This is a genomic window from Cereibacter sphaeroides 2.4.1 (assembly GCF_000012905.2).
Classification (GTDB): domain Bacteria; phylum Pseudomonadota; class Alphaproteobacteria; order Rhodobacterales; family Rhodobacteraceae; genus Cereibacter_A; species Cereibacter_A sphaeroides.
In genome coordinates this window covers 1,900,823-1,923,244 of the sequence record NC_007493.2, presented here as the reverse complement: position 1 = coordinate 1,923,244, position 22,422 = coordinate 1,900,823, and the positions used below count along the sequence as shown (strand labels likewise).

General features: G+C 68.6%; 25 protein-coding genes and 1 tRNA gene. 14 read left to right on the top strand and 12 right to left on the bottom strand.

The window, feature by feature from the left end; translation table 11 throughout:
* From RSP_RS09295 to RSP_RS09285, 3 genes are read left to right on the top strand one after another with little or no spacing between them, the layout of a single operon-like run.
* A complete protein-coding gene (locus tag RSP_RS09295) occupies nt 1-1,062 on the top strand; it encodes a phage portal protein (protein WP_011338066.1) in 1,062 nt (353 codons plus the stop codon).
* 1 nt (nt 1,063) lies between these two features.
* Nucleotides 1,064-1,570, top strand: a complete 507-nt coding sequence (locus RSP_RS09290) for a hypothetical protein (protein ID WP_011338065.1) — start codon at nt 1,064-1,066, stop codon at nt 1,568-1,570.
* A gap of 35 nt (nt 1,571-1,605) precedes the next feature.
* A complete protein-coding gene (locus tag RSP_RS09285; protein ID WP_011338064.1) occupies nt 1,606-2,112 on the top strand; it encodes a hypothetical protein in 507 nt (168 codons plus the stop codon).
* A gap of 12 nt (nt 2,113-2,124) precedes the next feature.
* Here the strand turns inward: RSP_RS09285 and RSP_RS09280 are convergent, their stop codons facing one another.
* From RSP_RS09280 to RSP_RS09270, 3 genes are all read right to left on the bottom strand, one after another.
* Nucleotides 2,125-2,403, bottom strand: coding sequence for a hypothetical protein (locus RSP_RS09280; protein WP_017140245.1), 279 nt, complete (start codon nt 2,401-2,403; stop codon nt 2,125-2,127).
* A 170-nt stretch (nt 2,404-2,573) separates the two neighbouring features.
* Nucleotides 2,574-2,648, bottom strand: a tRNA-Asn gene (locus RSP_RS09275).
* 59 nt (nt 2,649-2,707) lie between these two features.
* Nucleotides 2,708-3,619: an MBL fold metallo-hydrolase gene (locus tag RSP_RS09270; protein WP_011338062.1), complete on the bottom strand. Its 912-nt coding sequence runs from the start codon at nt 3,617-3,619 to the stop codon at nt 2,708-2,710.
* A gap of 40 nt (nt 3,620-3,659) precedes the next feature.
* Between RSP_RS09270 and RSP_RS09265 the strand changes: the two genes are divergently transcribed.
* Nucleotides 3,660-4,979: an ATP-binding protein gene (locus tag RSP_RS09265; RefSeq protein WP_011338061.1), complete on the top strand. Its 1,320-nt coding sequence runs from the start codon at nt 3,660-3,662 to the stop codon at nt 4,977-4,979.
* 76 nt (nt 4,980-5,055) lie between these two features.
* Here RSP_RS09265 and RSP_RS09260 read toward each other — a convergent pair whose 3' ends face one another.
* The 4 genes from RSP_RS09260 to RSP_RS09245 form a co-directional block, all read right to left on the bottom strand.
* Nucleotides 5,056-5,526 carry a CAP domain-containing protein gene (locus RSP_RS09260; RefSeq protein WP_002720349.1) on the bottom strand — a complete coding sequence of 157 codons (471 nt, stop codon included), beginning with the start codon at nt 5,524-5,526 and terminating at the stop codon, nt 5,056-5,058.
* A 132-nt stretch (nt 5,527-5,658) separates the two neighbouring features.
* Nucleotides 5,659-6,303 carry an ATP-binding cassette domain-containing protein gene (locus RSP_RS09255; protein ID WP_011338060.1) on the bottom strand — a complete coding sequence of 215 codons (645 nt, stop codon included), beginning with the start codon at nt 6,301-6,303 and terminating at the stop codon, nt 5,659-5,661.
* Complete coding sequence (locus tag RSP_RS09250) at nt 6,300-7,988, bottom strand: ABC transporter permease (RefSeq protein WP_011338059.1); 1,689 nt, start codon at nt 7,986-7,988, stop codon at nt 6,300-6,302. Before RSP_RS09250 ends, RSP_RS09255 begins: the two co-directional genes overlap by 4 nt.
* On the bottom strand, nt 7,985-9,190 hold the full coding sequence (locus tag RSP_RS09245; protein ID WP_011338058.1) for an ABC transporter substrate-binding protein: 1,206 nt from the start codon (nt 9,188-9,190) through the stop codon (nt 7,985-7,987). Before RSP_RS09245 ends, RSP_RS09250 begins: the two co-directional genes overlap by 4 nt.
* Nucleotides 9,191-9,304: 114 nt before the next feature.
* Here RSP_RS09245 and RSP_RS09240 point away from each other — a divergent pair, with 114 nt between their 5' ends.
* The 6 genes from RSP_RS09240 to RSP_RS09215 all read left to right on the top strand — a co-directional run bounded on the left by RSP_RS09240 (nt 9,305) and on the right by RSP_RS09215 (nt 13,439).
* Nucleotides 9,305-9,913: a CDP-alcohol phosphatidyltransferase family protein gene (locus RSP_RS09240; protein WP_011338057.1), complete on the top strand. Its 609-nt coding sequence runs from the start codon at nt 9,305-9,307 to the stop codon at nt 9,911-9,913.
* Nucleotides 9,914-10,079: 166 nt separating this feature from the next.
* Entirely contained in the window at nt 10,080-10,712 is a 633-nt protein-coding gene (locus tag RSP_RS09235; RefSeq protein ID WP_002720342.1) for an ATP-dependent Clp protease proteolytic subunit, read from the top strand.
* A gap of 124 nt (nt 10,713-10,836) precedes the next feature.
* Nucleotides 10,837-12,102, top strand: a complete 1,266-nt coding sequence (gene clpX / locus RSP_RS09230) for an ATP-dependent Clp protease ATP-binding subunit ClpX (RefSeq protein ID WP_011338056.1) — start codon at nt 10,837-10,839, stop codon at nt 12,100-12,102.
* Nucleotides 12,103-12,226: 124 nt separating this feature from the next.
* Nucleotides 12,227-12,601 (top strand): NADH:ubiquinone oxidoreductase subunit NDUFA12, encoded by a 375-nt coding sequence (locus RSP_RS09225; protein ID WP_002720340.1) that lies wholly within the window; start codon nt 12,227-12,229, stop codon nt 12,599-12,601.
* Nucleotides 12,601-13,071 (top strand): outer membrane lipid asymmetry maintenance protein MlaD, encoded by a 471-nt coding sequence (gene mlaD, locus RSP_RS09220; RefSeq protein WP_002720339.1) that lies wholly within the window; start codon nt 12,601-12,603, stop codon nt 13,069-13,071. The genes RSP_RS09225 and mlaD overlap by 1 nt, the downstream gene beginning before the upstream one ends.
* The gene (locus tag RSP_RS09215) at nt 13,068-13,439 is read left to right on the top strand and encodes a DUF2155 domain-containing protein (protein ID WP_002720338.1); all 372 of its coding nucleotides are present in this window, start codon (nt 13,068-13,070) and stop codon (nt 13,437-13,439) included. Before mlaD ends, RSP_RS09215 begins: the two co-directional genes overlap by 4 nt.
* On the opposite strand, the gene aat is transcribed toward RSP_RS09215, so the two are convergent.
* The 3 genes from aat to accB are packed head-to-tail and all read right to left on the bottom strand — an operon-like array spanning nt 13,388 to nt 15,900.
* The gene (gene aat / locus RSP_RS09210; RefSeq protein WP_011338055.1) at nt 13,388-14,032 is read right to left on the bottom strand and encodes a leucyl/phenylalanyl-tRNA--protein transferase; all 645 of its coding nucleotides are present in this window, start codon (nt 14,030-14,032) and stop codon (nt 13,388-13,390) included. The two genes, RSP_RS09215 and aat, sit on opposite strands and share 52 nt — an antisense overlap.
* Before the next feature lie 19 nt (nt 14,033-14,051).
* The gene (gene accC / locus RSP_RS09205; protein WP_011338054.1) at nt 14,052-15,398 is read right to left on the bottom strand and encodes an acetyl-CoA carboxylase biotin carboxylase subunit; all 1,347 of its coding nucleotides are present in this window, start codon (nt 15,396-15,398) and stop codon (nt 14,052-14,054) included.
* 7 nt (nt 15,399-15,405) lie between these two features.
* Entirely contained in the window at nt 15,406-15,900 is a 495-nt protein-coding gene (gene accB, locus RSP_RS09200) for an acetyl-CoA carboxylase biotin carboxyl carrier protein (protein WP_002720335.1), read from the bottom strand.
* A gap of 277 nt (nt 15,901-16,177) precedes the next feature.
* Between accB and RSP_RS09195 the strand changes: the two genes are divergently transcribed.
* From RSP_RS09195 to preA, 3 genes are all read left to right on the top strand, one after another.
* Nucleotides 16,178-17,509 (top strand): NAD(P)-dependent oxidoreductase, encoded by a 1,332-nt coding sequence (locus RSP_RS09195; protein WP_017140244.1) that lies wholly within the window; start codon nt 16,178-16,180, stop codon nt 17,507-17,509.
* 63 nt (nt 17,510-17,572) lie between these two features.
* Nucleotides 17,573-18,112 carry a DedA family protein gene (locus RSP_RS09190; RefSeq protein ID WP_002720333.1) on the top strand — a complete coding sequence of 180 codons (540 nt, stop codon included), beginning with the start codon at nt 17,573-17,575 and terminating at the stop codon, nt 18,110-18,112.
* Between the two features lie 72 nt (nt 18,113-18,184).
* Nucleotides 18,185-19,489 (top strand): NAD-dependent dihydropyrimidine dehydrogenase subunit PreA, encoded by a 1,305-nt coding sequence (gene preA, locus RSP_RS09185; RefSeq protein ID WP_011338051.1) that lies wholly within the window; start codon nt 18,185-18,187, stop codon nt 19,487-19,489.
* A gap of 40 nt (nt 19,490-19,529) precedes the next feature.
* Here the strand turns inward: preA and RSP_RS09180 are convergent, their stop codons facing one another.
* Complete coding sequence (locus RSP_RS09180) at nt 19,530-20,141, bottom strand: TetR family transcriptional regulator C-terminal domain-containing protein (RefSeq protein WP_002720331.1); 612 nt, start codon at nt 20,139-20,141, stop codon at nt 19,530-19,532.
* Nucleotides 20,142-20,330: 189 nt separating this feature from the next.
* Nucleotides 20,331-20,963 carry a TetR/AcrR family transcriptional regulator gene (locus tag RSP_RS09175; protein ID WP_011338050.1) on the bottom strand — a complete coding sequence of 211 codons (633 nt, stop codon included), beginning with the start codon at nt 20,961-20,963 and terminating at the stop codon, nt 20,331-20,333.
* A 137-nt stretch (nt 20,964-21,100) separates the two neighbouring features.
* Here RSP_RS09175 and RSP_RS09170 point away from each other — a divergent pair, with 137 nt between their 5' ends.
* Nucleotides 21,101-22,360, top strand: a complete 1,260-nt coding sequence (locus RSP_RS09170; RefSeq protein WP_002720329.1) for a Zn-dependent hydrolase — start codon at nt 21,101-21,103, stop codon at nt 22,358-22,360.
* Nucleotides 22,361-22,422: the final 62 nt, after the last annotated feature.

Genomic DNA, 22,422 nt, shown 5'->3' with positions numbered 1-22,422 from the left:
ATGGGCCTGATGAGCCTTTTCCGCCGCAAGCCCATGGAAACCCGAGCGACCGGCTCGGGCTACACCGCCCTTGTCATGGCAAGCCGCGCAAGCTTTATCGCCGGCACCGCGGGCATGGGCGAGCTGACGGCGACGGTGCAAACCGCTGTCAGCCTCTGGGAAGCCGGCCTGTCCCTTGCGGACGTGACCGGCACCGACATGCTGGACAGGCAGACCATGGCCCTTTGCGCCCGCTCCCTGGCGCTCCGGGGCGAGGCCCTGTTCCTGATCCGCGACCGGCTGGTGCCTGCGATCGATTGGGACTTGAGCACGCGCGACGGGCAACCGCGGGCCTATCGGTGCCAGATCCCGGAAGTGGGCGGCGGCCGAGGCGAAACCGTGCTGGCGCCCGAAGTGCTGCATTTCCGCATCGGCTGCGATCCTGTCACGCCCTGGGCGGGCTCTGCCCCGCTGAAACGGGCGCAGCTCTCGGCCGAGCTTCTGGGCGAGCTGGAGACTGCCTTGCGCGACGTGTTCCGGGACGCGCCTCTGGGCTCCCAGATCGTGCCGGTTCCCGAGGGCTCGGCCGACGACATGGAGGCGCTTCGGCAGGGCTTCCGCGGCCGGCGCGGCGCGGCTCTCGTGATCGAGGGTGTTGCGCAGGCAACCGCGGCCGGCATGAACCCGAACCTCGGCCAGAAGCCGGACCAGCTCTCGCCGGATCTGGCGCGGACGCTGGCCGACAAGATGCTGACCGAGGCCAAGGGGGCGATCCTGGGCGCCTATGGCGTCCTGCCCGGCCTCATGAACGAGGCGACCACGGGGCCGATGGTTCGCGAGGCGCAGCGGCATCTGGCGCAACTGGTGCTCCAGCCGATTGCCGGCCTGATGGCCGAGGAAGCGACCCGCAAGCTCGGGGGCGCGGTGGCTATCGACGTTGTGCGGCCGATGCAGGCCTTCGACCACGGCGGCAAGGCTCGAGCCCTGGCGACCATGGTTCAAGCCATGGCGCAGGCGAAAGAGGCCGGGATCGACGGCGCGGCCATGAAGGATGCCCTGCAATTCATCGACTGGAGCGACTGACATGCTGATGCTCACGCCCGCGGCTCTGGAGATGGCTCGCGCCCTCAAGCGTCGCGAGCGTGACGCGAGGCGGGGAAAGCTCGCGACCGAGCGCGCCGAACGGCTCACGGATGCCATGGCCGCCCGGATGCGCGCGGCTTTCGCCGAGGGCCACGCCGCGTCCCTGTTCGCGCTCGAGGGTCCGTTCCGTCACGCGATCCGCTCGGGGCTCTGCCTGCAAGGATGGAAATGGGATGCGGCCGACGAGATGGCCGCGGCGATGGTGGCCGAGGCCCTGCGCAAGGCGGGTGTCAAGCGGCCGAGCTGGAACGAGGGGCAGCCGGAATGGACTATCGAGAGCGGAGCCCTGATCGAGCACACCAGGTGCCAGCGGTGCCACAAGCCGCTTCCCGAGGGGCATCAGAAGTTCTGTTCCAGCATATGCAAGCGCAGCCATCACAGCCGGCTTTCGGCTCTGCGCCATGCGGATGCGGAGACGGCCATTCGCATGGCAATCCGTCTGGACTGAGCTGCAACTGGTGCGGAAAGCCCCTCCCGGCCGGCGTGACGATCCGGCGCGAGTTCTGCGATAGCAAGTGTCGGCAACGGTTCTACACGGCCGAGAAACAGGCGGCACGGGCCGAGGCGCGGAAGTCGCAGAAATGCCTGTTCTGCGGCGGGCAGATGGGCGCCTATGGCCGGATCTACTGTTCCGAAGCCTGCAAGGTCCGCTCTGGTGACGACATGCGCGCCAAGCGGAACAAGCGAAACTGCAAGGTCTGCGGCAAGCGGTTCTTCCCTACAAACGAGGGGCAGGTGTATTGCGGCCTCAAGTGCCGGGACGACGACAAGCGCATCCGGTGGCCAAAGGTGTGCCTCGTCTGCGGCATCACATTCCGGCCTCATCAGGTGGAACAGGTGACGTGTTCAAGGGCGTGCAAGGGGCAGATGCAGCGCACGGTGCCGGATCGGACCTGCATCGGGTGCGGGCAGGTATTCCGACCGAAGCGGGCCGCGCAAACGGCCTGCTCCAAATCATGTGCAATGAAGGCGCGGATGCGGAAGGGCTGACCCGTTCCGGGATTATGCTCGAGGGTAGACTCTCGTCTTCCGGCCATTGATCCACTCGACCGCAAGCCATCCCTTATCGGACAGCTTGAAGGTTCTGCCATGCAGGCACGGCTGCCCTTCCTCGGCCAGACCCTTTGCAACCAAGGCATCCATGCTCAATTGACCGACGCCAGGGGCCTTTGCAAGCGGTTCGTAGGACATGGAGACTCGCGAGAACGTCTTCAGCGCCTTCTTATCGGCGGCAGTCAGATCTTCCCAGTCCGCTTCGTCGAACGTGGCCAACTCGTCCATCAGGATCGATCCCTTGCTGATGATTCGAGAGCAGCTTAGGCGCCCGTCAGATGGATAACAACGGCAGCGGGTTCCAGTCCTACCCTGTTCCCCCGGTGTTCCCCAGAAGCAAAACAAGAAAGCCCGCCGGTGGCGGGCTTCTCTCATGTAGCTGATCCCTCAGGGATTTTTGGCTCCGGCGGTAGGGATCGAACCTACGACCAATTGATTAACAGTCAACTGCTCTACCGCTGAGCTACGCCGGAACACGAGGGCGATATAGCAACCGGATTCGGGGGCGTCCAGAGGGAATGTGGAAGGTTTTTCAACTTTCTTCCCGAGGCTCCGACAGGGTGAAAATCGCGTCAGGGGACGGCCCCGGATCGGCCGACACCTGCCTCCGGTTCCAGAGGTCGAGGAGGTGGGCCAGGAGGTTCCGCGCCGCCGCAGGCAGAAGCTCGGGGGGCGTCTCGCGGTAGATGCGAGGCGTCAGGTCGCGCACGGTTGCGGGGCCCCGGGCGAGTTCCGCGAGGATCGAGCTCTCGCGCTCGCGGCGGTGGGCCGCGAGCCAGGCCAGCCGCGATCCGGGGTCGGTCACCGGCGCGCCGTGGCCCGGATAGAGCAAGCGCCAGCTCCGGGCAGAGAGCTGGGCGAGGGAGGCGACATAGGCGCCCATGTCCCCGTCCGGAGGAGAGACGAGCGAGGTGGCCCAGCCCATCGCGTGGTCGCCCGAAAAGCAGCGGTCGCCCCAGGCGAAGCAGAGATGGCTGCCGAGATGGCCCGGAGTATGGATCGCCTCGAGCACCCAGCCGGGGCCCTGGACGCGCTCGCCGTGGGCGAGGCAGCGGTCGGGGCGGAAGGCGGTATCCACTCCTTCGCCGCCCTCCAGCCCCCCCGCCGCCAGCTCCGCCATCAGCGGACTGCGTCCGGCCTCGGCCGAGCCGAAGGCCAGCACTTCGGCGCCAGTGGCTGCTGCCAGCGGCGCGGCCAGCGGCGAGTGATCCCGGTGCGCATGGGTCACGAGAATCGTCGAGATACGCTCGCCCGGTGCCAGCGCCGCGAGCAGCGCCTCGCGATGCGCAGGCAGGTCGGGGCCGGGATCGATCAGCGCCACCTCTCCCTCTCCCACAAGGTAGCTGTTCGTGCCCCAGAGGGTCATGGGCGAGGGGTTCGGCGCCAGCACCCGTCGGAGCCCGGGCTCCAGCCTCTCGCAGCGTCCGGCTTCGGGTCTGTCCATGGCTCTTTCCTCGTCCGGAGCGCAGGGCTAGGGTCGGCCCATGTTCGCGCCGCTCAAATCCTTCGTCCCGCGCAGTCTCTATGGCCGCGCCGCCCTCATCCTGATCGTGCCCATCGTCACGATCCAGCTCGTGATTTCCATATCCTTCATCCAGCGCCATTACGAGGGCGTGACGCGGCAGATGGCGCGGGGGCTGATGATCGAGCTCCGGCACCTGATCGATGAGGTGAACGAGGCGGGCTCCCTGCCCGAGGCAGAGGCGCGGGCCGCCCGGGTGGCGGAGGCGCTCGAGTTTCGCGTGGCGCTGCCCGCCGACTGGAGCACGCCAGAGGACCGGCGAGACTTCTGGGACCTGTCCGGGCGTCAGCTCGTGCTCACGCTGCACGAGGGGCTGGCTCCGCTGTCGGCGGTCGATCTCGTGACCAACGACAACGAGGTTCGCCTCCTCATCGCGACCGACAAGGGGCCGATGGAGGTCGCGGTCGAGCGGAGGCGCGTCTCGGCCTCGAACCCGCACCAGCTTTTGGTGCTGATGATCGTGACCTCGATCCTGATGACGATCATCGCCTATCTCTTCCTCTCGAACCAGCTCCGGCCGATCAAGCGGCTGGCGGATGCGGCGGAGGCCTTCGGCAAGGGCCAGCACATCGCATACCGTCCGCGCGGCGCCGTCGAGGTCCGGGCTGCGGGGCAGGCCTTCCTCGAGATGCGTTCCCGGATCGAGCGGCAGATCGAGCAGCGCACGCTGATGCTGTCGGGGGTGAGCCACGATCTGCGCACGCCCCTCACCCGGCTGCGGCTCGGCCTGTCGATGCTGTCGGATCCCGAGGAGGGCCAGGAGCTTCTGGGCGACGTGGCGGACATGGAGCGGCTGGTGGACGAGTTCCTGTCCTTCGTCCGGGGCGACGCGCTCGACGAGGCGGAGGAGGTGGACCCGCTCGCGCTGGTCGGCCGTGTCGTGGAGAATGCGCAGCGCGCGGGACAGGATGTGACGCTGGTGCGGGCCGAAGGGACGGGCACCATGGTGCTTCGGGAGGCCGCCGTGGGCCGGGCGCTGGAGAACCTTATCGGAAACGCGGTGCGCTACGGGACGAAGGCGGAGGTCTCGGTGACGCTCGGAGAGCGGGCGCTGCGCATTGCGGTCGAGGATGACGGGCCGGGCATTCCGCGTGAGCGGCGCGAGGAGGCGCTGCGGCCCTTCACCCGGCTCGACAAGGCCCGCAACCCGAACCGCGGCGGGGGCGTGGGGCTGGGTCTCACGATCGCCATGGATATCGCCCGCAATCACGGCGGCGCGCTCCGGCTGGGCGAAAGCGAGACGCTGGGCGGACTTCGCGCGGAACTGACGCTCGCCCGCTGATCCGGCGGCAGGTCCTCTCGCGACCGGAGCTACCTTCGGCGCGCGCTCCGGGGCTGCGGTTCCTCCCTGCGCGGGTTTACCGGCGCGCGCCCAGAACCAGCGACCATTGCGCCCGTCCGTCCTTGCCGGGGGCGATGCCCACGCCGGCCTCGCGCACGCCCCGCATCAGGATGTTCTTGCGGTGGCCCGAGGAATTCATCCAGAGATCGACCACCCGCTCCGCGGTGGCCGGGCCGCGGGCCACGTTCTCGGCCGCGGTGCCGAAGCGGTAGCCCTCGGCGCGCAGGCGCTCGGTGAGGCCCGCGCCGTTGCCGAGTGTGTGGCCGAGGACCGAGCGGCGGGCATTGTCGCAGGCCTGGACCTGCGCCGCGCGCTGAAGCTTCGGGGCGAAGGCGAGGGGCGGCAGGCCGGCCTGGCGTCGCTCGGCGCTGACCAGGCGGATCACCTCGCTGCGCAGGGCGTCGGCGCCCTGCGGGGCGGGGCAGAGGGCGGCGGCGGGCAGGGGAGCTGCCGCAACCAGAAGAAGGCTGAGAAGGATCGGGCGCATGGGTCTCCTCCAGTGGGGTGCGCGGCGATGACGGGGCGGGCGTGCTGCCGGAGGCCCTGCACGCCCAGGTTGAAGCTGTCGGGCGGCCTCAGGTTCCCTGCGAAATGTTGACAAGGGATGTGCGTCCGCCCCTCAGGTGCCCGCCGAGGGCCGGGGCGCTACGATCCGCCCGCCTGCGGCCGCGGCATCCTCCGGGTCGTGCGAGACGAGGATCACTGGCAGGCCCTCGCGCCGGGCGCGGTCCAGAACGAAGCTGCGGATCTGCGCACGGAGGTCCACGTCGAGCCGCCCGAAGGGCTCGTCGAGCAGGAGCGCCGCGGGCTCGGCCAGAAGCGTGCGCATGAGTGCCACGCGCGCCCGCTGGCCGCCCGATAGGGTGGCCGGATCGCGGTCGGCAAAGCCTGCCAGATCGGCTTGGGCCAGCGCCTCCTCGATCCGGGCGCGGCGCGCGGGCCCGCGGACGGAGGAGGGCAGGCCGAAGCCGAGGTTGCCGCCGACCGAGAGGTGGGGAAAGAGCACATCGTCCTGAAACAGGATCCCGATCCGTCGCGCGCGGGTGGGAAGGTCCGTCACGTCGCGCCCGTCGAGGAGGATGCGGCCACTCGCCCGAAAGCCCTGCCCGAGCCTGCCGATGATGGCGGCAAGCGCCGTCGATTTGCCCGAACCGGAGGGACCCATGATCGTCACCACCTCGCCGGGGGCCACGGTGAGATCGAGCGCGACGAGCGGCGTATCGCCCCGCGTCACCCGCAGCCGGTCGAGCGTCAGGCCCTTCATGCAAGCCTCAGGCCGCGGCGTCGGCGGAAGAGGAGGGCGGGCAGGACGAGGGCTCCGGCGAAGGCGGCCGCGGGCAGGATCATCTGCAGGAGGGCATAGGCGCCCACAATCCGCCGGTTGCCGCCCGAGGACAAAGCGACCGCCTCCGTCGTGAGGGTGGAGACGCGACCGCCGCCGATGAGGAGGGTGGGCAGATACTGGCCCACCGACACCGCCATGCCCACGGCGAAGGCGGTCAGCACGGGGCGCAGCAGCATCGGCAGGCGCAGGCGCCAGAAGATGCGGCCCGGCGAGGCGCCAAGGGCCGCCCCCACCGTGCCGATCCGCGGATCCCACGCCCGCCAGGGCGCCGAGAGCGAGAGAAAGACATAGGGCAGAACGAAGACGAGATGCGCGGCCGCCACAGCCATGGGCGTGCCGTCGAGCCCGAGGCTCAGGGCCGCCACCTGAAGCCCCGGCAGGAAGGCCACCTGCGGCGCAATGAGAGGCAGGTAGAGCGCGGCCATGGCCCGGGGAGAGGGGGAGAGCCCATGGCGCGCCTCGGCCTCGAGGCAGGCGAGCGTCAGGGCGAGCGCGGCCATGGCCACGGCCGCGGCAATCCCGAGCGTGAGAGCTGCATGTCGCGCAAGGCTCGGCGCGGCCTCCTGCCAGACGCGCAGGCTCACGCTCTGCGGCAGCGCGTCCGGGAAGGTCCAGAGGCCCGCCACCGACCAGAGCCCGAGGCCCGCGAGCCCCAGCATCACCGCGGCAAGCGCCAGCGCCGTGCCGCCGAGGGTGAGCGGGCGCAGTACCCGGTCCAGCGCGGGCGCGCGCCGGCCCCCCGCGGCGGCGCGCAGCAGGAGCCTCCGGCCGAGGATCTCGCCAGAGCGCCAGAGGCCGAGCGCGCCGAGGACCAGCGCGAGTTGCAGAAGCGCCGCCGCCGCTCCGCGTCCGCGTTCGGCCAGCGCGGGATCGGCCATCCAGAGCGCGATCTGCACGGAAAGCGTCGGCGGCCGGGTCGGGCCGAGGATCATCGCCATCTCGACGGCCGTCATGGAATAGGCCAGCACCGCATAGCAGGGCAGCCGGATCTGGGCATAGAGCGCGGGCAGCACGCCGAAGACCCAGCCTGCGGCGCGCCCGTAGCCCAGGGACTCCGCCAGCATCAGCCGTCGCTGGGCATCGGTCTGGGGCAGGGCCGCGAGCGACATGAGGAGGAGGAAGGGCACCTCCTTGGCGACAAGGCCCCCGATGAGCGCAAGCCCTGCCGGATCGTTCAGCGTGAGCAGATCCGGCGGCGCCTGCCAGCCGGTGGCCCAGGGCGAAAGGGCGCGGGCGATCCAGCCCGACGGCGCGATGAGAAAGGCGAGCCCCAGCGCCACGGCGGCATGGGGCACCGCGAGGAGCGGCGAGAGAAGGCGCAGGAGCGCCTCGAACAGCCGTCCGCCGGGGAGGAGCGCGAGAATGAGGAGCGTCAGCGCAAGCGCGAGCGCTGTCGCGACGAAGCCCGTCACGAGCGAGAGCCGCACCGAAGCGCCGAGCCCGGGCCAGGCGGCGAGCGCGCGGAAGGCCTCGAGATCGGGGCCGCCCTCAAGGCCGAAGGCGGGCGCAATCGTGCCGGAAAGCCCTGCCGCCACCGGCGCCAGCATCAGCGCGAGCGTGATCCGCGGCGCCTGCCGGAGAAGCCCGCCCGCGCGCTGGCTCACTGCGCGGTCCCGTAGCGGCGGACCCAATCCTCGGCGATGCGCTCCATCCAGCTCGCGTGCGGCTCGAGGAGGGCCGGGCCCAGTTCGTCAGGCGCAAGCGTGGCAGGGCCGAGATCGAGGGCTGCAAAGCGGGCGCGGTCCGGCTCGGGCAGGGCCGCCACATCGAGCACGGTCTGAAAACCCAGCACTGCCGGATCCTGCGCGCGCGCCTGCACTTCCGGGTCGAGCAGCAGGTTGGCGATCACCTTCGCCCCCGCGGCATGGGCCGCGTTGAAGGGGATCGCCACGAAGCTCGCATTGCCGATGGTGCCGCCCTCCAGCGTGAAGGTGCGCACCGTCTCGGGCAGTTCGCCCGCCGCGATGGCGGCAGAGGCCCGACCGGGGTTGAAGGCGAAGGAGATGGCGATCTCGCCATCGGCAAAGAGCTGGCCGAGCGCGGGCTCATTGGCCGGATAGGCGCGCCCCTCACGCCAGAGGTAGGGCTCGGCGCGGTCGAGCCAGGTCCAGAGCGGCGCGGTGACGGTCTCGTAGGTGGCGGGATCGACCGGCTTCTGGAGGAGCCCGGGATCCTCGATCACGCCATAGAGCACCTGCTTGAGGAAGGTGGTTCCCAGATAGTCCGGCGGCTGCGGGAAGGTGAAGCGACCCGGATTGACCTCGATCCAGGCGAGGAGCTGGGCGAGCGTCCGGGGCGGCGCGGGCAGCCGCGCGCTGTCATGCTCGAACACGAGCTGCGCCATGGCCCAGGGGCTTTCTAGCCCGCCCGTGGGTTCGGTGAAGTCGGTGACGACGGCGGGCTTGCCCGCCACATCGACATGGGTCCAGTTCGGCAGGCTCTCGGCGAAGGGCTCGGACAGCAGGCCCTGCGCCTTCATCGCCGCGAAATTCTCGCCGTTGATCCAGATGAGATCGACCGCCCCGCCCTCGGTGCGGCCGGCCTGCTTCTCGGCCAGCACGCGCGCCACCGCCTCGGTCGTGTCGGCGAGCTTCACCTGCTCGAGCATGAAACCGTGGCGGGCGCGGGCCTGCTCGCCTACCCAGGCGATGAAGGCGTTGATCTTCGGATCGCCACCCCAGGCGTGCCAGTAGACGGTCTGGCCCTCCGCCTCGGCCAGCACCGCGTCCCACCCCGTCTCGGCCTCTGCCGCGGGCGTCAGCGCCGCGAGGCAGACCAGTGCCGCCCCCATGATCCGTCCGAACATCCCGCTCTCCCTTCTGTGGCTCGCCCCCGGCTTAGCGTGAGGCGCGGGGCCCCCGCAATCGCCCCCGTTGCACGAGCCCGCCGCTTCGGCCACAGAGGGCACACAGGAGGTGCCATGCTCGACGGTCTGATGCGACGCCTGATCGACCCGCCGCTCGACCGTGCGGGGCCCATGCTCGCCCGCCGCGGCTGGAGCGCGGATGCCGTGACGATGGTGGGCCTTGCGCTCGGGCTCCTCGCGGCGGGGCTGGTGGCGGCGGGTGCCTCCACCCTCTGGGCGATCCTGCCGCTTCTCGCGGGCCGGATCGCCGACGGGCTCGACGGCGCGATCGCGCGTGCGGGACGCAGGACCGACTTCGGCGGCTATCTCGACATCACATGCGACTTCCTGTTCTACGCGGCCTTACCGCTCGCCTTCGTGCTGCGCGCGCCTGAAAACGGGGCGGCCGGCGCCTTTCTGCTCGCCTCTTTCTATGTGAACGGCGCGAGCTTTCTGGGCTTTGCCGTGCTGGCCGCAAAGCGCGGGATGGAGACGACGGCCCGCGGCGAGAAGTCGCTCTACTTCACGGCAGGGCTTCTGGAAGGCAGCGAGACGATCCTGTTCTTCCTCTTCCTCTGCCTCTTTCCGGGGCTCTTCGCGCCGGCCGCCTGGATTTTCGGCGCCCTCTGCTTCGTGACCGCGGCGAGCCGCGTCCTGCTCGCCCGCAGGCTCTTTCGCGACTGACCTTCTGTGAGGGCGGCCCATGGCCCGGGCTTCCTCCGCTTCAAGGGAGAGGAACGGGAGCCGGGCCATTTTTTCCACCGCCCTTGCGGGGGCGGGGGCTCGCCACTAAGACTCGGGTAACAGCTGGACGATAATCCTTGCAAACGTCACGGGACAGCAGGCGCACATGAAAGACCCTATCGATCTCTACATGAACACGCTCGTGCCGATGGTGGTCGAACAGACCAGCCGGGGCGAACGGGCCTATGATATCTACAGCCGGATGCTGAAGGAGCGGATCATCTTCCTCTCCGGGCCGGTGCACGACGGCATGTCGTCGCTCATCTGCGCGCAGCTGCTGTTCCTCGAGGCCGAGAACCCCTCGAAGGAAATCGCGATGTACATCAACTCGCCCGGGGGCGTGGTGACCTCGGGCCTGTCGATCTACGACACGATGCAGTACATCCGGCCGAAGGTCTCGACGCTGGTGATCGGGCAGGCGGCCTCGATGGGCTCGCTGCTGCTCACCGCGGGCGAAAAGGGGATGCGCTTCTCGCTCCCGAACAGCCGCGTCATGGTTCACCAGCCCTCGGGCGGCTACCAGGGGCAGGCCACCGACATCATGATTCACGCGCGCGAGACGGAAAAGCTCAAGCGCCGGCTGAACGAGATCTACGTCCGGCACACCGGGCAGGACCTCGAAACCGTGGAAGCCGCTCTCGAGCGGGACAATTTCATGTCGGCCGAGGATGCCAAGGCCTGGGGCCTGATCGACGAAATCCTCGAGAGCCGCAACCGGCCCGACGACACGGCGAAGTGACGAACGGCCCTCCGCCGGGTGCATCGGCGGAGGGCGATTTGGCGTTGTGAAGGTCCGGGGCTTGTCCTAGACTTTCGCTTCAAGCCGGCAGGGCAGGCCCCAAGCCGCACGGCAGAGGACGACGATGGCGAACAATACTGGCAGCGACAGCAAGAACACTCTCTACTGCTCTTTCTGCGGCAAGAGCCAGCATGAGGTGCGCAAGCTGATCGCAGGGCCGACCGTGTTCATCTGCGATGAGTGCGTCGAGCTCTGCATGGACATCATCCGCGAAGAGACGAAATCGACCGGCCTCAAGTCGGCCGACGGCGTTCCGACCCCGCGCGAGATCTGCAAGGTGCTCGATGATTACGTCATCGGGCAGATGCACGCCAAGCGCGTGCTGTCGGTCGCGGTGCACAACCACTACAAGCGGCTCAATCACAGTTCCAAGACCGACATCGAGCTTTCGAAGTCGAACATCCTGCTGATCGGCCCCACGGGCTGCGGCAAGACGCTGCTCGCGCAGACGCTGGCCCGGATCCTCGACGTGCCCTTCACCATGGCGGATGCGACCACTCTGACCGAAGCGGGCTATGTCGGCGAGGATGTCGAGAACATCATCCTGAAGCTGCTTCAGGCCTCGGAATACAACGTCGAGCGGGTGCAGCGCGGCATCGTCTATATCGACGAGGTCGACAAGATCACCCGCAAGTCCGACAATCCCTCGATCACGCGCGACGTGTCGGGCGAGGGGGTGCAGCAGGCGCTGCTGAAGATCATGGAAGGCACCGTGGCGAGCGTTCCCCCGCAGGGCGGGCGCAAGCATCCGCAGCAGGAATTCCTGCAGGTGGACACGACGAATATCCTGTTCATCTGCGGCGGCGCCTTCGCGGGACTGGAAAAGATCATCGCGCAGCGCGGCAAGGGCTCGGGCATCGGCTTCGGCGCCGAGGTCAAGGACCCGGATGCCCGCGGCGTGGGCGAGCTCTTCAAGGAGCTCGAGCCCGAGGATCTGCCGAAGTTCGGCCTGATCCCCGAATTCGTCGGCCGTCTGCCCGTGATCGCCACCCTGACCGACCTCGACGAGGCGGCGCTGGTGACGATCCTGACCGAGCCGAAGAATGCACTGGTCAAGCAGTACCAGCGGCTGTTCGAGATCGAGGGCGTGAAGCTCACCTTCACCGCCGACGCGCTGACCGCCATCGCCAAGCGCGCGATCAAGCGCAAGACCGGCGCCCGCGGCCTCCGCTCGATCATGGAAGACATTCTGCTCGACACGATGTTCGAGCTTCCGGGCCTCGAGGGCGTGGAAGAGGTGGTCGTGAACGAGGAAGCGGTGAATTCCGGGGCCAAGCCGCTCCTGATCTACACCGAGGTCACGAAGAAGAAGGACGCGACCGCCAGCTGACGGCCGCCTCCGCGCGTGGATGTGAAGGCGGGCCGGGCGCCCGCCTTCTTCTTTTCTGCCGTTCCTGCTGGACCTCGGCGGCGGCATTTGCCATATCGGGGCAACAGCTTTCGGAGGCTCGCGGATGTCCATTCTCAAGCGTGCGATCACCTGGTGGACCGGCCAGACGCTCGGCACCCAGCTCTTCACCTGGCGCAACGGCGTGAAGGTCGGCGAGGACGAGCAGGGCAATCTCTTCTACACCTCGAAGGACGGCAAGCGTCGCTGGGTTATCTACAACGGCGAGATCGAGGCGAGCCGGATCGGGGCCGACTGGCACGGCTGGCTCCACAACACGTGGGACGATCCGCCGACGTCGAAGCCGCTCGCCCACAAGCCCTGGGAGAAGCCGCATGTGGAGAACCTCACGGGGACCGCGGCCGCCTATGCGCCTCCCGGATCGATCCGTCGCACCGAGCCCGTGGCCCGGCGTGACTACGAGGCGTGGCAGCCCGAATAATGGCTGAAAACCGGTCAGAACTTCTCGCCGGCGCCGCCGTGCTGGCAGCCGCCATCGGCTTCATCGTCTATGCAGGGCAGGTGGCCGGCATCACGCGCGACAGCGGCTCCTATCCGCTGAAGGCGAGCTTCCGGTCGGTCGACGGCATCTCCGTCGGCACGGATGTGCGGCTCGCGGGCGTGAAGGTGGGCTCGGTCACGGGGCTCGCGCTGAACCCGCAGACCTATTTCGCCGACGCCACCATCTCGGTGAAGCAGGGCATCGAGCTGCCGACCGATTCTGCGATCCTCATCTCGTCCGAGGGGCTGCTGGGCGGCAACTATGTCGAACTGGTGCCCGGCGGTGCGCTCGAGACGCTCGCTGCGGGCGAGGAGATCGAGGATACCCAGGGCTCCGTCAGCCTGATCTCGCTCCTGATGAAATTCGTGGGCTCGGGCGCCGAGGACACGGTGAAGGGGCCCGGCGAATGAGGCTTCTGGCGGTGCTGCTGCTTCTGGCGGCGCCCGCCTGGGCGCAGGACCAGCGCACCGGGGAAGGCACCGGCGCCCTGCTGCGCTGGCTCGACAAGATGTCGGGCGAGACCGCCGACGTCGAGCTGCAGCGCGGCCAGTCGGCCGTCAGCGGCCATCTGACCATCGAACTCGACGAATGCCGCTTCCCGGCCGGAGACCCGGCCTCGGATGCCTATGCCCATCTGACGATCCGCGATTCGCGCGCAGCCGAGCCCGTGTTCGACGGCTGGATGATCGCCTCGAGCCCGGCGCTCTCGGCGCTCGACCATCCGCGCTACGATGTCTGGCTGTTGCGCTGCACCACTGAGGCGGGATCGGCCCAGTAGCCCTCGGGGGTGAAGCTCGCGTTGCCCTCGAGCGCCTCGGTGAGCCTCTGGTGATAGTCCGAGCGCCGGATCTCGATGGCCCCCAGCGAGGCGAGGTGCGGCGTCAGGAACTGCGTGTCGAAGAGCGTGAAGCCGCCCGCCCGCAGCCGGTCGATCAGGAAGGCCAGCGCCACCTTCGAGGCATCGGTGCGGTGCGAGAACATGCTCTCGCCGAAGAAGGCCCGGCCCAGCGTCACCCCGTAGACGCCGCCCACCAGCGTCTCGCCCTCGCGCACCTCGAGCGAATGGGCGTGTCCGAGCGCATGGAGCTCGACATAGAGGCGGAAGATGGTGGGGTTGATCCAGGTCTCCTCGCGGTCCGCGCAGGCCTCGACGGTGGCGGCGAAATCCTCATCCACGCTCACGCGCCAGTCCATCCGGCGGATGCGGCGGGCGAGGCTGCGCGAGATGTGGAACCCATCGAGCGGGAAGATGCCGCGGTGCCGCGGGTCGATCCAGTGGATCTCGGGATCGTCGCGGGATTCGGCCATCGGGAAGATGCCGAGCGCATAGGCCCGCAGGAGCAGGCGGGGCGTCAGCGCGGGCGGCTTCATGCGCCGCCCGCGGGATGTGTCAGCCGAACTGGGCGGCGAGCCATTTTTCCAGCCAGTGGATATTGTAGTCGCCATTCTGGATGTCGGGCTCGGCCAGAAGCGCGTGGAACAGCGGCACCGTCGTGTCGATCCCGTCCACGATCAGCTCGCCCAGGGCGCGGTGCAGGCGCGCCAGCGCCTCGGGCCGGTCGCGGCCGTGCACGATCAGCTTGCCGATCAGGCTGTCGTAATAGGGCGGGATGGAATAGCCGCCATAGAGGGCCGAATCCATCCGCACCCCGAGGCCGCCCGGCGCGTGGAAGACCCGCACCTTGCCGGGGCAGGGCGAAAAGTTCGGCAGCTTCTCGGCGTTGATCCGCACCTCGATGGCGTGGCCGTTGATCTCCAGCGCATCCTGATTGAAGCTCATCGGCAGGCCCGCCGCGACCCGGATCTGCTCGCGCACGAGATCGACGCCGAAGATCGCCTCGGTCACCGGATGCTCCACCTGCAGGCGGGTGTTCATCTCGATGAAGTAGAACTGGCCGTCCTCGTAGAGGAATTCGATCGTGCCCGCGCCGATGTAGTTGATCCGCGCCACCGCGTCGGCGCAGATCCTGCCGATCTCCGCACGCATCTCGGGGGTGATGACCGGACCCGGGGCTTCCTCGAACACCTTCTGGTGCCGCCGCTGCAGCGAGCAGTCACGCTCGCCCAGATGGACCGCGCGGCCCTTGCCGTCGCCGAACACCTGGATCTCGATGTGCCGCGGCTTCTGGAGATATTTCTCCATATAGACTTCGTCGTTGCCGAAGGCGGCCTTGGCTTCCGAACGCGCGGTGCGGAAGGCGATCTCGAGTTCCTGCTCGTTCCGCGCGACCTTCATGCCGCGCCCGCCGCCGCCCGCCGTGGCCTTGATGATGACCGGGAAGCCGATGTCTCTGGCCGTGGCGATGGCCGTCTCGTAGTCGGGCACGCCGCCGTCGGAGCCGGGCACGCAGGGCACGCCCAGAGCCTTCATCGTGTCCTTGGCGGTGATCTTGTCGCCCATGATGCGGATATGGTCCGCGGTCGGGCCGATGAACTCGATCCCGTGGTCCTGCAGCGCCTGGGCGAAGGCCGCGTTCTCGGAGAGGAAGCCGTAACCCGGATGGACGGCCTCGGCCCCGGTGATCTCGCAGGCCGAGATGATCGAGGCCTTGTTGAGATAGCTGTCGGTCGAGGAGGCCGGGCCGATGCAGACGCTCTCATCGGCCATGCGGACATGCATGGCATCGGCGTCCGCGGTCGAATGGACGGCGACCGACTTGATCCCCATCTCCTGGCAGGCGCGGATCACGCGCAAGGCGATCTCGCCGCGGTTGGCGATCAGGATCTTTTCGAACATCGGCGCCTCACTCGATGATCATGAGGGGCGCGCCGTATTCGACCGCCGTGCCGTCCGAGACGAGGACCCGCTTCACCGTGCCCGCGCGCGGGGCGGGGATGTGGTTCATGGTCTTCATCGCCTCGATGATGAGGAGCGTCTGCCCCTCGGTCACGGTGGCGCCCACGGTGACGAAGGGCGAGGCGCCCGGCTCGGGGGCGATATAGACGGTGCCCACCATGGGCGAGGTGACGGCGCCCGGATGCTGGGCCGGATCCTCGACCGCGGCCGGAGCGGCGGCGGGGGCACCGCCGACCGCCGGCATCGCCGCGGGGGCGGCGGCCATCATCGGCGCCGCAACCTGGGTCGTCACGATGTTGGCCTGCTTGACCACGCGGACCTCGAGGCTGTCGTCCTCGCCATATTCCCGTTTGACCGAAAGTTCCGTGAGCTCGTTGCTGTTCAGCAGTTCGGCAAGGGCCTGGATGAAGGCGACATCGGCCTCGGTGTTGTTCTTGCTCATGACGTCCTCGGGTTGGCTTTTCTGCCGGTTGGGGAGGGGCCGCGGGGCCCGGCCCGGCGCTCGGATTGCAGGGCTTATACGCAAAGGGCGCGGTGGAGAAAAGCGCCAGTTCGTCGCGAGAACATCCGGCTCTGCCACTTTTTCAGGCGAAAGCGGCGCTTGTCCGCGCAGGTGGCGGCGCCCGCCTCCCTCCCGATTATTTATCGTTTGGTAAAAAAACGCACCCGTGTCAGCCTGACCCTATAAACAACAGCCCAGGGAGGGCCTGATCTTGTCCATGAGCCAGCTTGCGCCCGGCGTGGTGCCGGGGCGTCTGCCAGCGGATGCCTATGCGCGCAACTTCTCCGATGTGGAGCCGCCGCTCGACGGCCACGAGGCGAAGGTGGCGGCGGACCGCTGCTACTTCTGCCACGACGCGCCGTGCGTCACCGCCTGTCCGACGGCGATCGACATTCCGCTCTTCATCCGCCAGATCGCGACCGGCACGCCCGAGGCGGCCGCGCGCACCATCTTCAACCAGAACATCCTCGGCGGCATGTGCGCGCGGGTCTGCCCCACCGAGCAGCTCTGCGAGGAGGTCTGCGTGCGCGAGACGGCCGAGGGCAAGCCGGTCGAGATCGCGCGGCTGCAGCGCCACGCGACCGACACGCTCATGGCGCGCAACGTCCATCCGTTCGAGCGCGCCGAGCCAACGGGCAAGCGGGTGGCCGTGGTGGGGGCGGGGCCCGCGGGCCTGTCGGCCGCGCACCGTCTGGCCATGCTGGGCCACGAGGTCACGATCTTCGACGCCCGGCCGAAGCCCGGCGGGCTCAACGAGTACGGCATCGCAAGCTACAAGACGCCGGACAACTTCGCGCAGGCCGAGGTCGACTGGCTTCTGATGATCGGCGGGATCACGCTGAAGACCGGGCAGGCGCTCGGCCGCGATATCACCCTCGAGGGGCTGCGGGCCGAGTTCGACGCGGTCTTCCTCGGCATGGGGCTGTCAGGGGTGAACGCCCTGCGCGCCGAGGGCGAGGATCGCGAGCATGTCCACCCGGCGGTGGACTTCATCGCGGCGCTCCGTCAGGCCGAGGATCTGGCGTCGCTGCCCATCGGGCGGGACGTGGTGGTGATCGGCGGCGGCATGACGGCCATCGACGCGGGCGTGCAGGCCAAGCTCCTCGGGGCCGAGAACGTGACCATCGTCTACCGCCGCGGGCAGGAGAAGATGAGCGCCTCGCGCCACGAGCAGGACCATGCCACGGCGAGCGGCGTGCGGCTGATCTGGCATGCGGCTCCGGTAAAGGTGCATGGCAACGGCGCGGTGCGCGAGGTCGAATTCGCTTATACCGAGGATGGACCGGGCGGGCTCAGGCTGCTGTCCGAGACCTTCCGGCTGAAGGCCGACCAGCTCTTCAAGGCCATCGGCCAGACGCTGGGCGAGGTGCCCGAAGGGATCGCGCTCGAGGGCGGCAAGATCGCGGTCGATGCGACGGGCCGCACGAGCCTTCCCGGCGTCTGGGCGGGCGGCGACTGTGCGGCGGGCGGCGAGGACCTGACCGTGACTGCGGTCGCGCAGGGGCGGGATGCCGCCGTCGACATCCATGCCGAGCTCTGCCCGTCATGAGCGTGCCTTGCACAGCTTCCTCCTTCGGGCTAGGCAGGCGCCCGGTCACAGGCGGAGAGGCGGATGGAAGGCATCGTGGAAACGATCGTGGACTTCATCCGCGACAACAGCGCCTGGGCGCTCTGGATCGCGATGATCTTCGCGGCAGCGGAAACGACGGCGTTCCTGTCGATCCTCATCCCCTCCACCGCCATCCTCTTCGGCGTGGGCGCTCTGGTCTCGACCGGCGGGCTGAACTTCACGCCGATCTGGATCGGCGCGAGCATCGGCGCGATGATCGGCTCGTTCTTCTCCTACTGGCTCGGCTGGCGCTTCGGACCCCGGGCGCTGGAGATGCGGCCCATGCGCGACCATCGGGCGCTCGTGGCACGCGGCACCCATGCCTTTGCGCGCTGGGGATCGCTGGCGGTGCTGATCGGCCACTTCTTCGGCCCGCTGCGGGCTGTCGTCTTCGTGATGTCGGGCGTCTCGCGGCTCAACTTCTGGAAGTTTGCGGCGGTCAACATCGTGGGCTGCATCGCCTGGGCCTGGGCCACGCCGAAATCCGGCGAGATCGGCGGCGACGTCCTGGGCTACCTCTGGAACCTCGTCACGGGCGGCTGACCCTTTCCGCCCGTTCCATGGCACCCGTTCAGGCCGCACCGCGGCCCGTTCCCCATTTCTGAGGAGCATCCCATGGCAAACCTCCGTTCCGACTTCATCGGCATCAAGTCGCCGAATCCGTTCTGGCTCGCCTCGGCGCCGCCGACCGACAAGGAATACAACGTCCGCCGCGCCTTCGAGGCCGGCTGGGGCGGCGTCGTCTGGAAGACGCTGGGCTCCGAAGGCCCGCCGGTCGTCAACGTGAACGGCCCCCGCTACGGCGCGATCTATGGCGCCGACCGGCGGCTCCTCGGGCTGAACAACATCGAACTCATCACCGACCGGCCGCTCGAGGTGAACCTGCGCGAGATCAAGTCGGTCAAGCGCGACTATCCCGACCGCGCCCTCGTGGTCTCGCTGATGGTGCCCTGCGATGAGGAGAGCTGGAAGGCGATCCTCGCCCATGTCGAGGATACCGGAGCCGACGGCGTCGAGCTGAACTTCGGCTGCCCGCACGGCATGGCCGAGCGCGGCATGGGCTCGGCCGTGGGGCAGGTGCCCGAATATATCGAGATGGTCACGCGCTGGGTGAAGCAGCACAGCCAGATGCCCTGCATCGTGAAGCTCACGCCCAATGTGACCGACATCCGCAAGCCGGCCGAAGCGGCCAGGCGCGGCGGCGCGGACGCGGTGAGCCTCATCAACACGATCAATTCGATCACCGGCGTGGACATCGACAGTTTCGCGCCGATGCCCACCATCGACGGCAAGGGCACCCATGGCGGCTATTGCGGTCCGGCGGTCAAGCCCATCGCGCTGAACATGGTGGCCGAGATCGCGCGCAACCCCGAGACGCACGGGCTGCCGATCTCGGGCATCGGCGGCGTCACCACCTGGCGGGATGCGGTCGAGTTCATGCTGCTCGGGGCGGGCAATGTGCAGGTCTGCACCGCGGCCATGACCTACGGCTTCCGCGTCGTGCAGGAGATGATCTCGGGCCTCTCGGACTACATGGACGCCAAGGGCTTCGCCTCGACCGCCGATCTGGTGGGGCGCGCGGTTCCGAACGTGACGGACTGGCAGTATCTGAACCTCAACTATGTCACCAAGGCGGAGATCGATCAGGACCTCTGCATCAAGTGCGGCCGCTGCTACGCCGCCTGCGAGGACACCAGCCATCAGGCCATCGCCATGTCGACCGATCGCACCTTCACGGTGAAGGACGAGGAATGCGTGGCCTGCAACCTCTGCGTCGATGTCTGCCCGGTGGAGGACTGCATCACAATGCGCGAGCTGCCGAAGGGCGCGCTCGATCCGCGCACGGGCCGGACGGTGGGGGACTATGCCAACTGGCTGGGCCACCCGAACAACCCCTCGGTGCGCGAAGCCGCCGAGTGACCTAAGGGCTCCCCGCGAGGGGAGCCCGTTCCTTCCTGCCTCAGACGGCCAGCAGGCGGCGGAACAGAGTGTCGAGATAGAGCCCGGCCTCCGGATAGGGGTCGGGCTCGTCCGGTCCCAGTACCGTGCCCACCTGCATCTCGAAATCGGCATAATGCTGGGTCATGGCCCAGATCGAGAAGATCAGATGCACCGGATGGAGCCGCGCGATCCGGCCCTCCTCCATCCAGCGCGTGAGGATCCGGGCCTTCTCCGCCACCAGATCCTTGAGTTCCGTCTCGATCACCCTGCGCATCCGCGGCGCGCCCTGCAGGATCTCGTTGGCGAACAGGCGGCTTTCGCGCGGGAAGTCGCGCGACAGCTCCAGCTTGCGGCGCACATAGAGCAGGATCTCGGTCACGGGATCGCCGTCGGGGTTCATCGCCTTCAGCGGATCGAGCCAGGTCTCAAGGAGCCGCGACAGGAGCGCCAGATGAATGGCCTCCTTCGAGGGGAAGTAATAGAGCAGGTTCGGCTTCGACAGGCCCGCCACCTCGGCGATCTGGTCGAGCGTGGCGCCGCGGAAGCCCTGGGCCGAAAAGACCTCGAGGGCTGCGTCGAGGATCGTCTCGGAATTGCGCCTCTGGATGCGCGTCCGGCGCGGCGGGCTCATCGGCGGGGTCCGGGGCAGACTGGCGGCATGGGGCGCTCCTTCCGCCGGATGCTAGTCCGTTCCTGACCGGACGGTCAAACCCTTGCCGGCGGGAAGGCGCGCCGCACCGCCCGCTGTGGCCGGGCCGTGACGCGAGGCACGGTGTGGCGCGGGCATGTCGCCGGCCGTCGCCGGGCGAACGGGTCCGGCTCAGAGGGCGCCCACGCCGCGCAGGATGATCTCCTTGACGCTGCGGGTGGCGGCGGCCCAATCCTCGTCCGAGAGCGGCCGCCCGCCGTTCAGCGTCTCGATCTGGTGGCCGAAGTCGGCATAATGCTGGGTCGTGGCCCAGAGCATGTAGAGCAGGTGATGCGGATCGACGGGCTGCATCTGCCCGTTGGAGATCCAGCGCCGGATCGCGGCCGCCCGTCCCTCGGTCCAGTCGCGCAGCGTGGATTCCAGATAATCCTGGATCACCGGGGCGCCGTGCATCACCTCGGAGGCCCAGACCTTCGAGCCGAACGGATGGCGGCGCGAGATTTCCATCTTGGCGTCGATATAGGCACCGATGCCCTCCACCGGGCACTGCGCCTGATCCAGCGCTTCGGCTGCCTGCAGCCAGATCTCGAAGATCTCGCCCACGACGCGACGGTAGAGCGCCTCCTTGGTCGGGAAATAATAGTGCAGATTGGCCTTGGGCAGCCCCGCCATGTCGGCGATGAGCTGCATGGTTGCCCCGCCAAACCCCGCTTCCGCAAAGACTTTTTCAGCTGCCGCGAGGATGGTGCGCTCGGTCTCGCGGCGGGTTTCCTCGCGCTTGGAAGGGCGGACTGCATCCGGCATGGCGTCTCGAGAAATTTATTGACCGCTTGGTCAGGTTATGGTGCGCTTCGATCTGACCGGATGGTCGAACAAAGAGCAACAGAAGAGTCGGGGCGCAGGCGGAGCAACCTGCCGCGACCCCGGACAGGGAGATCGAAATGGCCGGAACGGCGGCGGCAGGCGAGAACCTGCGCATCGATGGCGAACGCCTGTGGGACAGCCTGATGCAGATGGCGAAGGTGGGCCCGGGCGTCGCAGGCGGCAACAACCGCCAGACCCTGACCGATGCCGATGCCGAGGGCCGCGCGCTGTTCGCCCGCTGGTGCGAGGAGGCGGGCTGCACCATGGGCGTGGATGCGATGGGCACCATGTTCGCCACCCGTGCGGGCGAGGACCCCGAGGCGCTTCCGGTCTATGTGGGCAGTCACCTCGACACCCAGCCCACCGGCGGGAAATATGACGGGGTGCTGGGGGTGCTGGGCGCGCTCGAGGTGGTGCGCAGTCTGAACGATCTCGGCATCCGCACGAAACATCCGATCGTCGTGACGAACTGGGCCAACGAGGAGGGCGCACGCTTTGCCCCCGCCATGCTGGCCTCGGGCGTGTTCGCGGGCGTCCATTCGCTCGATTACGCCTATGGGCGGCGCGATCTCGAGGGCAAGAGCTACGGCGAGGAACTGGCCCGCATCGGCTGGAAGGGCGAGGAGGAGGTGGGCGCGCGCCGGATGCACGCCTATTACGAGCTCCATATCGAGCAGGGGCCGATCCTCGAGGCCGAGGGCAGGACCATCGGCGTGGTGACCCATTGTCAGGGCCTCTGGTGGCTCGAATTCACCCTGACGGGCAGGGAGGCCCATACCGGCTCGACGCCGATGGCGATGCGCACCAACGCGGGCCTCGCCATGGCGCGGATCTTCGAGATGGTGCAGGAGGTGGCGATGGCCGCCCAGCCCGGCGCCGTGGGCGGCGTGGGGCAGGTGACCTTCAGCCCCAACTCGCGCAACGTGCTGCCGGGGACGGTGGTCTTCACCGTCGACATCCGCTCGCCCGATCAGGCCAAGCTCGACGGGATGCGCGCGGCCATCGAGAGCCGCGCCGCGGCGATCTGCGCCGAACTGGGCGTGGGCTGCGCGGTCGATCCGGTGGGCCATTTCGATCCGGTGACCTTCGCGCCCGAGCTCGTGGCCAATGTGCGGGCGGCGGCCGAGCGGCTGGGGTTCAGCCACATGGACCTGATTTCGGGCGCGGGCCACGATGCCTGCTGGGCGGCGCGCGTGGCGCCCGCGACCATGGTCATGTGCCCCTGCGTGGGCGGGCTGTCGCACAACGAGGCCGAGGAGATCTCGCCCGACTGGGCCGCGGCCGGGACGGATGTGCTGTTTCACGCGGTGCTCGAGACGGCGGGCGTCGTGGCCTGAGGACAGGCCGGGGGGCTGTCTGCCCCCCGGACCCCCCGAGGATATTTGCGCAGAGTGAGGGA

What these genes read in the sequence shown, in the direction of transcription:
- RSP_RS09170 (WP_002720329.1), top strand. Translation starts at nt 21,101, where the DNA reads ATGGCCGGAACGGCGGCGGCAGGCGAGAACCTGCGCATCGATGGCGAA.
- RSP_RS09180 (WP_002720331.1), bottom strand. Translation starts at nt 20,141, where the DNA reads ATGAGCCCGCCGCGCCGGACGCGCATCCAGAGGCGCAATTCCGAGACG.
- RSP_RS09265 (WP_011338061.1), top strand. Translation starts at nt 3,660, where the DNA reads ATGTTCGCGCCGCTCAAATCCTTCGTCCCGCGCAGTCTCTATGGCCGC.
- RSP_RS09175 (WP_011338050.1), bottom strand. Translation starts at nt 20,963, where the DNA reads ATGCCGGATGCAGTCCGCCCTTCCAAGCGCGAGGAAACCCGCCGCGAG.
- preA (WP_011338051.1), top strand. Translation starts at nt 18,185, where the DNA reads ATGGCAAACCTCCGTTCCGACTTCATCGGCATCAAGTCGCCGAATCCG.
- RSP_RS09240 (WP_011338057.1), top strand. Translation starts at nt 9,305, where the DNA reads ATGCTCGACGGTCTGATGCGACGCCTGATCGACCCGCCGCTCGACCGT.
- RSP_RS09270 (WP_011338062.1), bottom strand. Translation starts at nt 3,619, where the DNA reads ATGGACAGACCCGAAGCCGGACGCTGCGAGAGGCTGGAGCCCGGGCTC.
- accB (WP_002720335.1), bottom strand. Translation starts at nt 15,900, where the DNA reads ATGAGCAAGAACAACACCGAGGCCGATGTCGCCTTCATCCAGGCCCTT.
- RSP_RS09225 (WP_002720340.1), top strand. Translation starts at nt 12,227, where the DNA reads ATGTCCATTCTCAAGCGTGCGATCACCTGGTGGACCGGCCAGACGCTC.
- RSP_RS09290 (WP_011338065.1), top strand. Translation starts at nt 1,064, where the DNA reads ATGCTGATGCTCACGCCCGCGGCTCTGGAGATGGCTCGCGCCCTCAAG.
- RSP_RS09280 (WP_017140245.1), bottom strand. Translation starts at nt 2,403, where the DNA reads ATGGACGAGTTGGCCACGTTCGACGAAGCGGACTGGGAAGATCTGACT.
- aat (WP_011338055.1), bottom strand. Translation starts at nt 14,032, where the DNA reads ATGAAGCCGCCCGCGCTGACGCCCCGCCTGCTCCTGCGGGCCTATGCG.
- RSP_RS09260 (WP_002720349.1), bottom strand. Translation starts at nt 5,526, where the DNA reads ATGCGCCCGATCCTTCTCAGCCTTCTTCTGGTTGCGGCAGCTCCCCTG.
- RSP_RS09215 (WP_002720338.1), top strand. Translation starts at nt 13,068, where the DNA reads ATGAGGCTTCTGGCGGTGCTGCTGCTTCTGGCGGCGCCCGCCTGGGCG.
- RSP_RS09235 (WP_002720342.1), top strand. Translation starts at nt 10,080, where the DNA reads ATGAAAGACCCTATCGATCTCTACATGAACACGCTCGTGCCGATGGTG.
- RSP_RS09295 (WP_011338066.1), top strand. Translation starts at nt 1, where the DNA reads ATGGGCCTGATGAGCCTTTTCCGCCGCAAGCCCATGGAAACCCGAGCG.
- RSP_RS09255 (WP_011338060.1), bottom strand. Translation starts at nt 6,303, where the DNA reads ATGAAGGGCCTGACGCTCGACCGGCTGCGGGTGACGCGGGGCGATACG.
- clpX (WP_011338056.1), top strand. Translation starts at nt 10,837, where the DNA reads ATGGCGAACAATACTGGCAGCGACAGCAAGAACACTCTCTACTGCTCT.
- accC (WP_011338054.1), bottom strand. Translation starts at nt 15,398, where the DNA reads ATGTTCGAAAAGATCCTGATCGCCAACCGCGGCGAGATCGCCTTGCGC.
- RSP_RS09245 (WP_011338058.1), bottom strand. Translation starts at nt 9,190, where the DNA reads ATGTTCGGACGGATCATGGGGGCGGCACTGGTCTGCCTCGCGGCGCTG.
- RSP_RS09195 (WP_017140244.1), top strand. Translation starts at nt 16,178, where the DNA reads ATGAGCCAGCTTGCGCCCGGCGTGGTGCCGGGGCGTCTGCCAGCGGAT.
- mlaD (WP_002720339.1), top strand. Translation starts at nt 12,601, where the DNA reads ATGGCTGAAAACCGGTCAGAACTTCTCGCCGGCGCCGCCGTGCTGGCA.
- RSP_RS09190 (WP_002720333.1), top strand. Translation starts at nt 17,573, where the DNA reads ATGGAAGGCATCGTGGAAACGATCGTGGACTTCATCCGCGACAACAGC.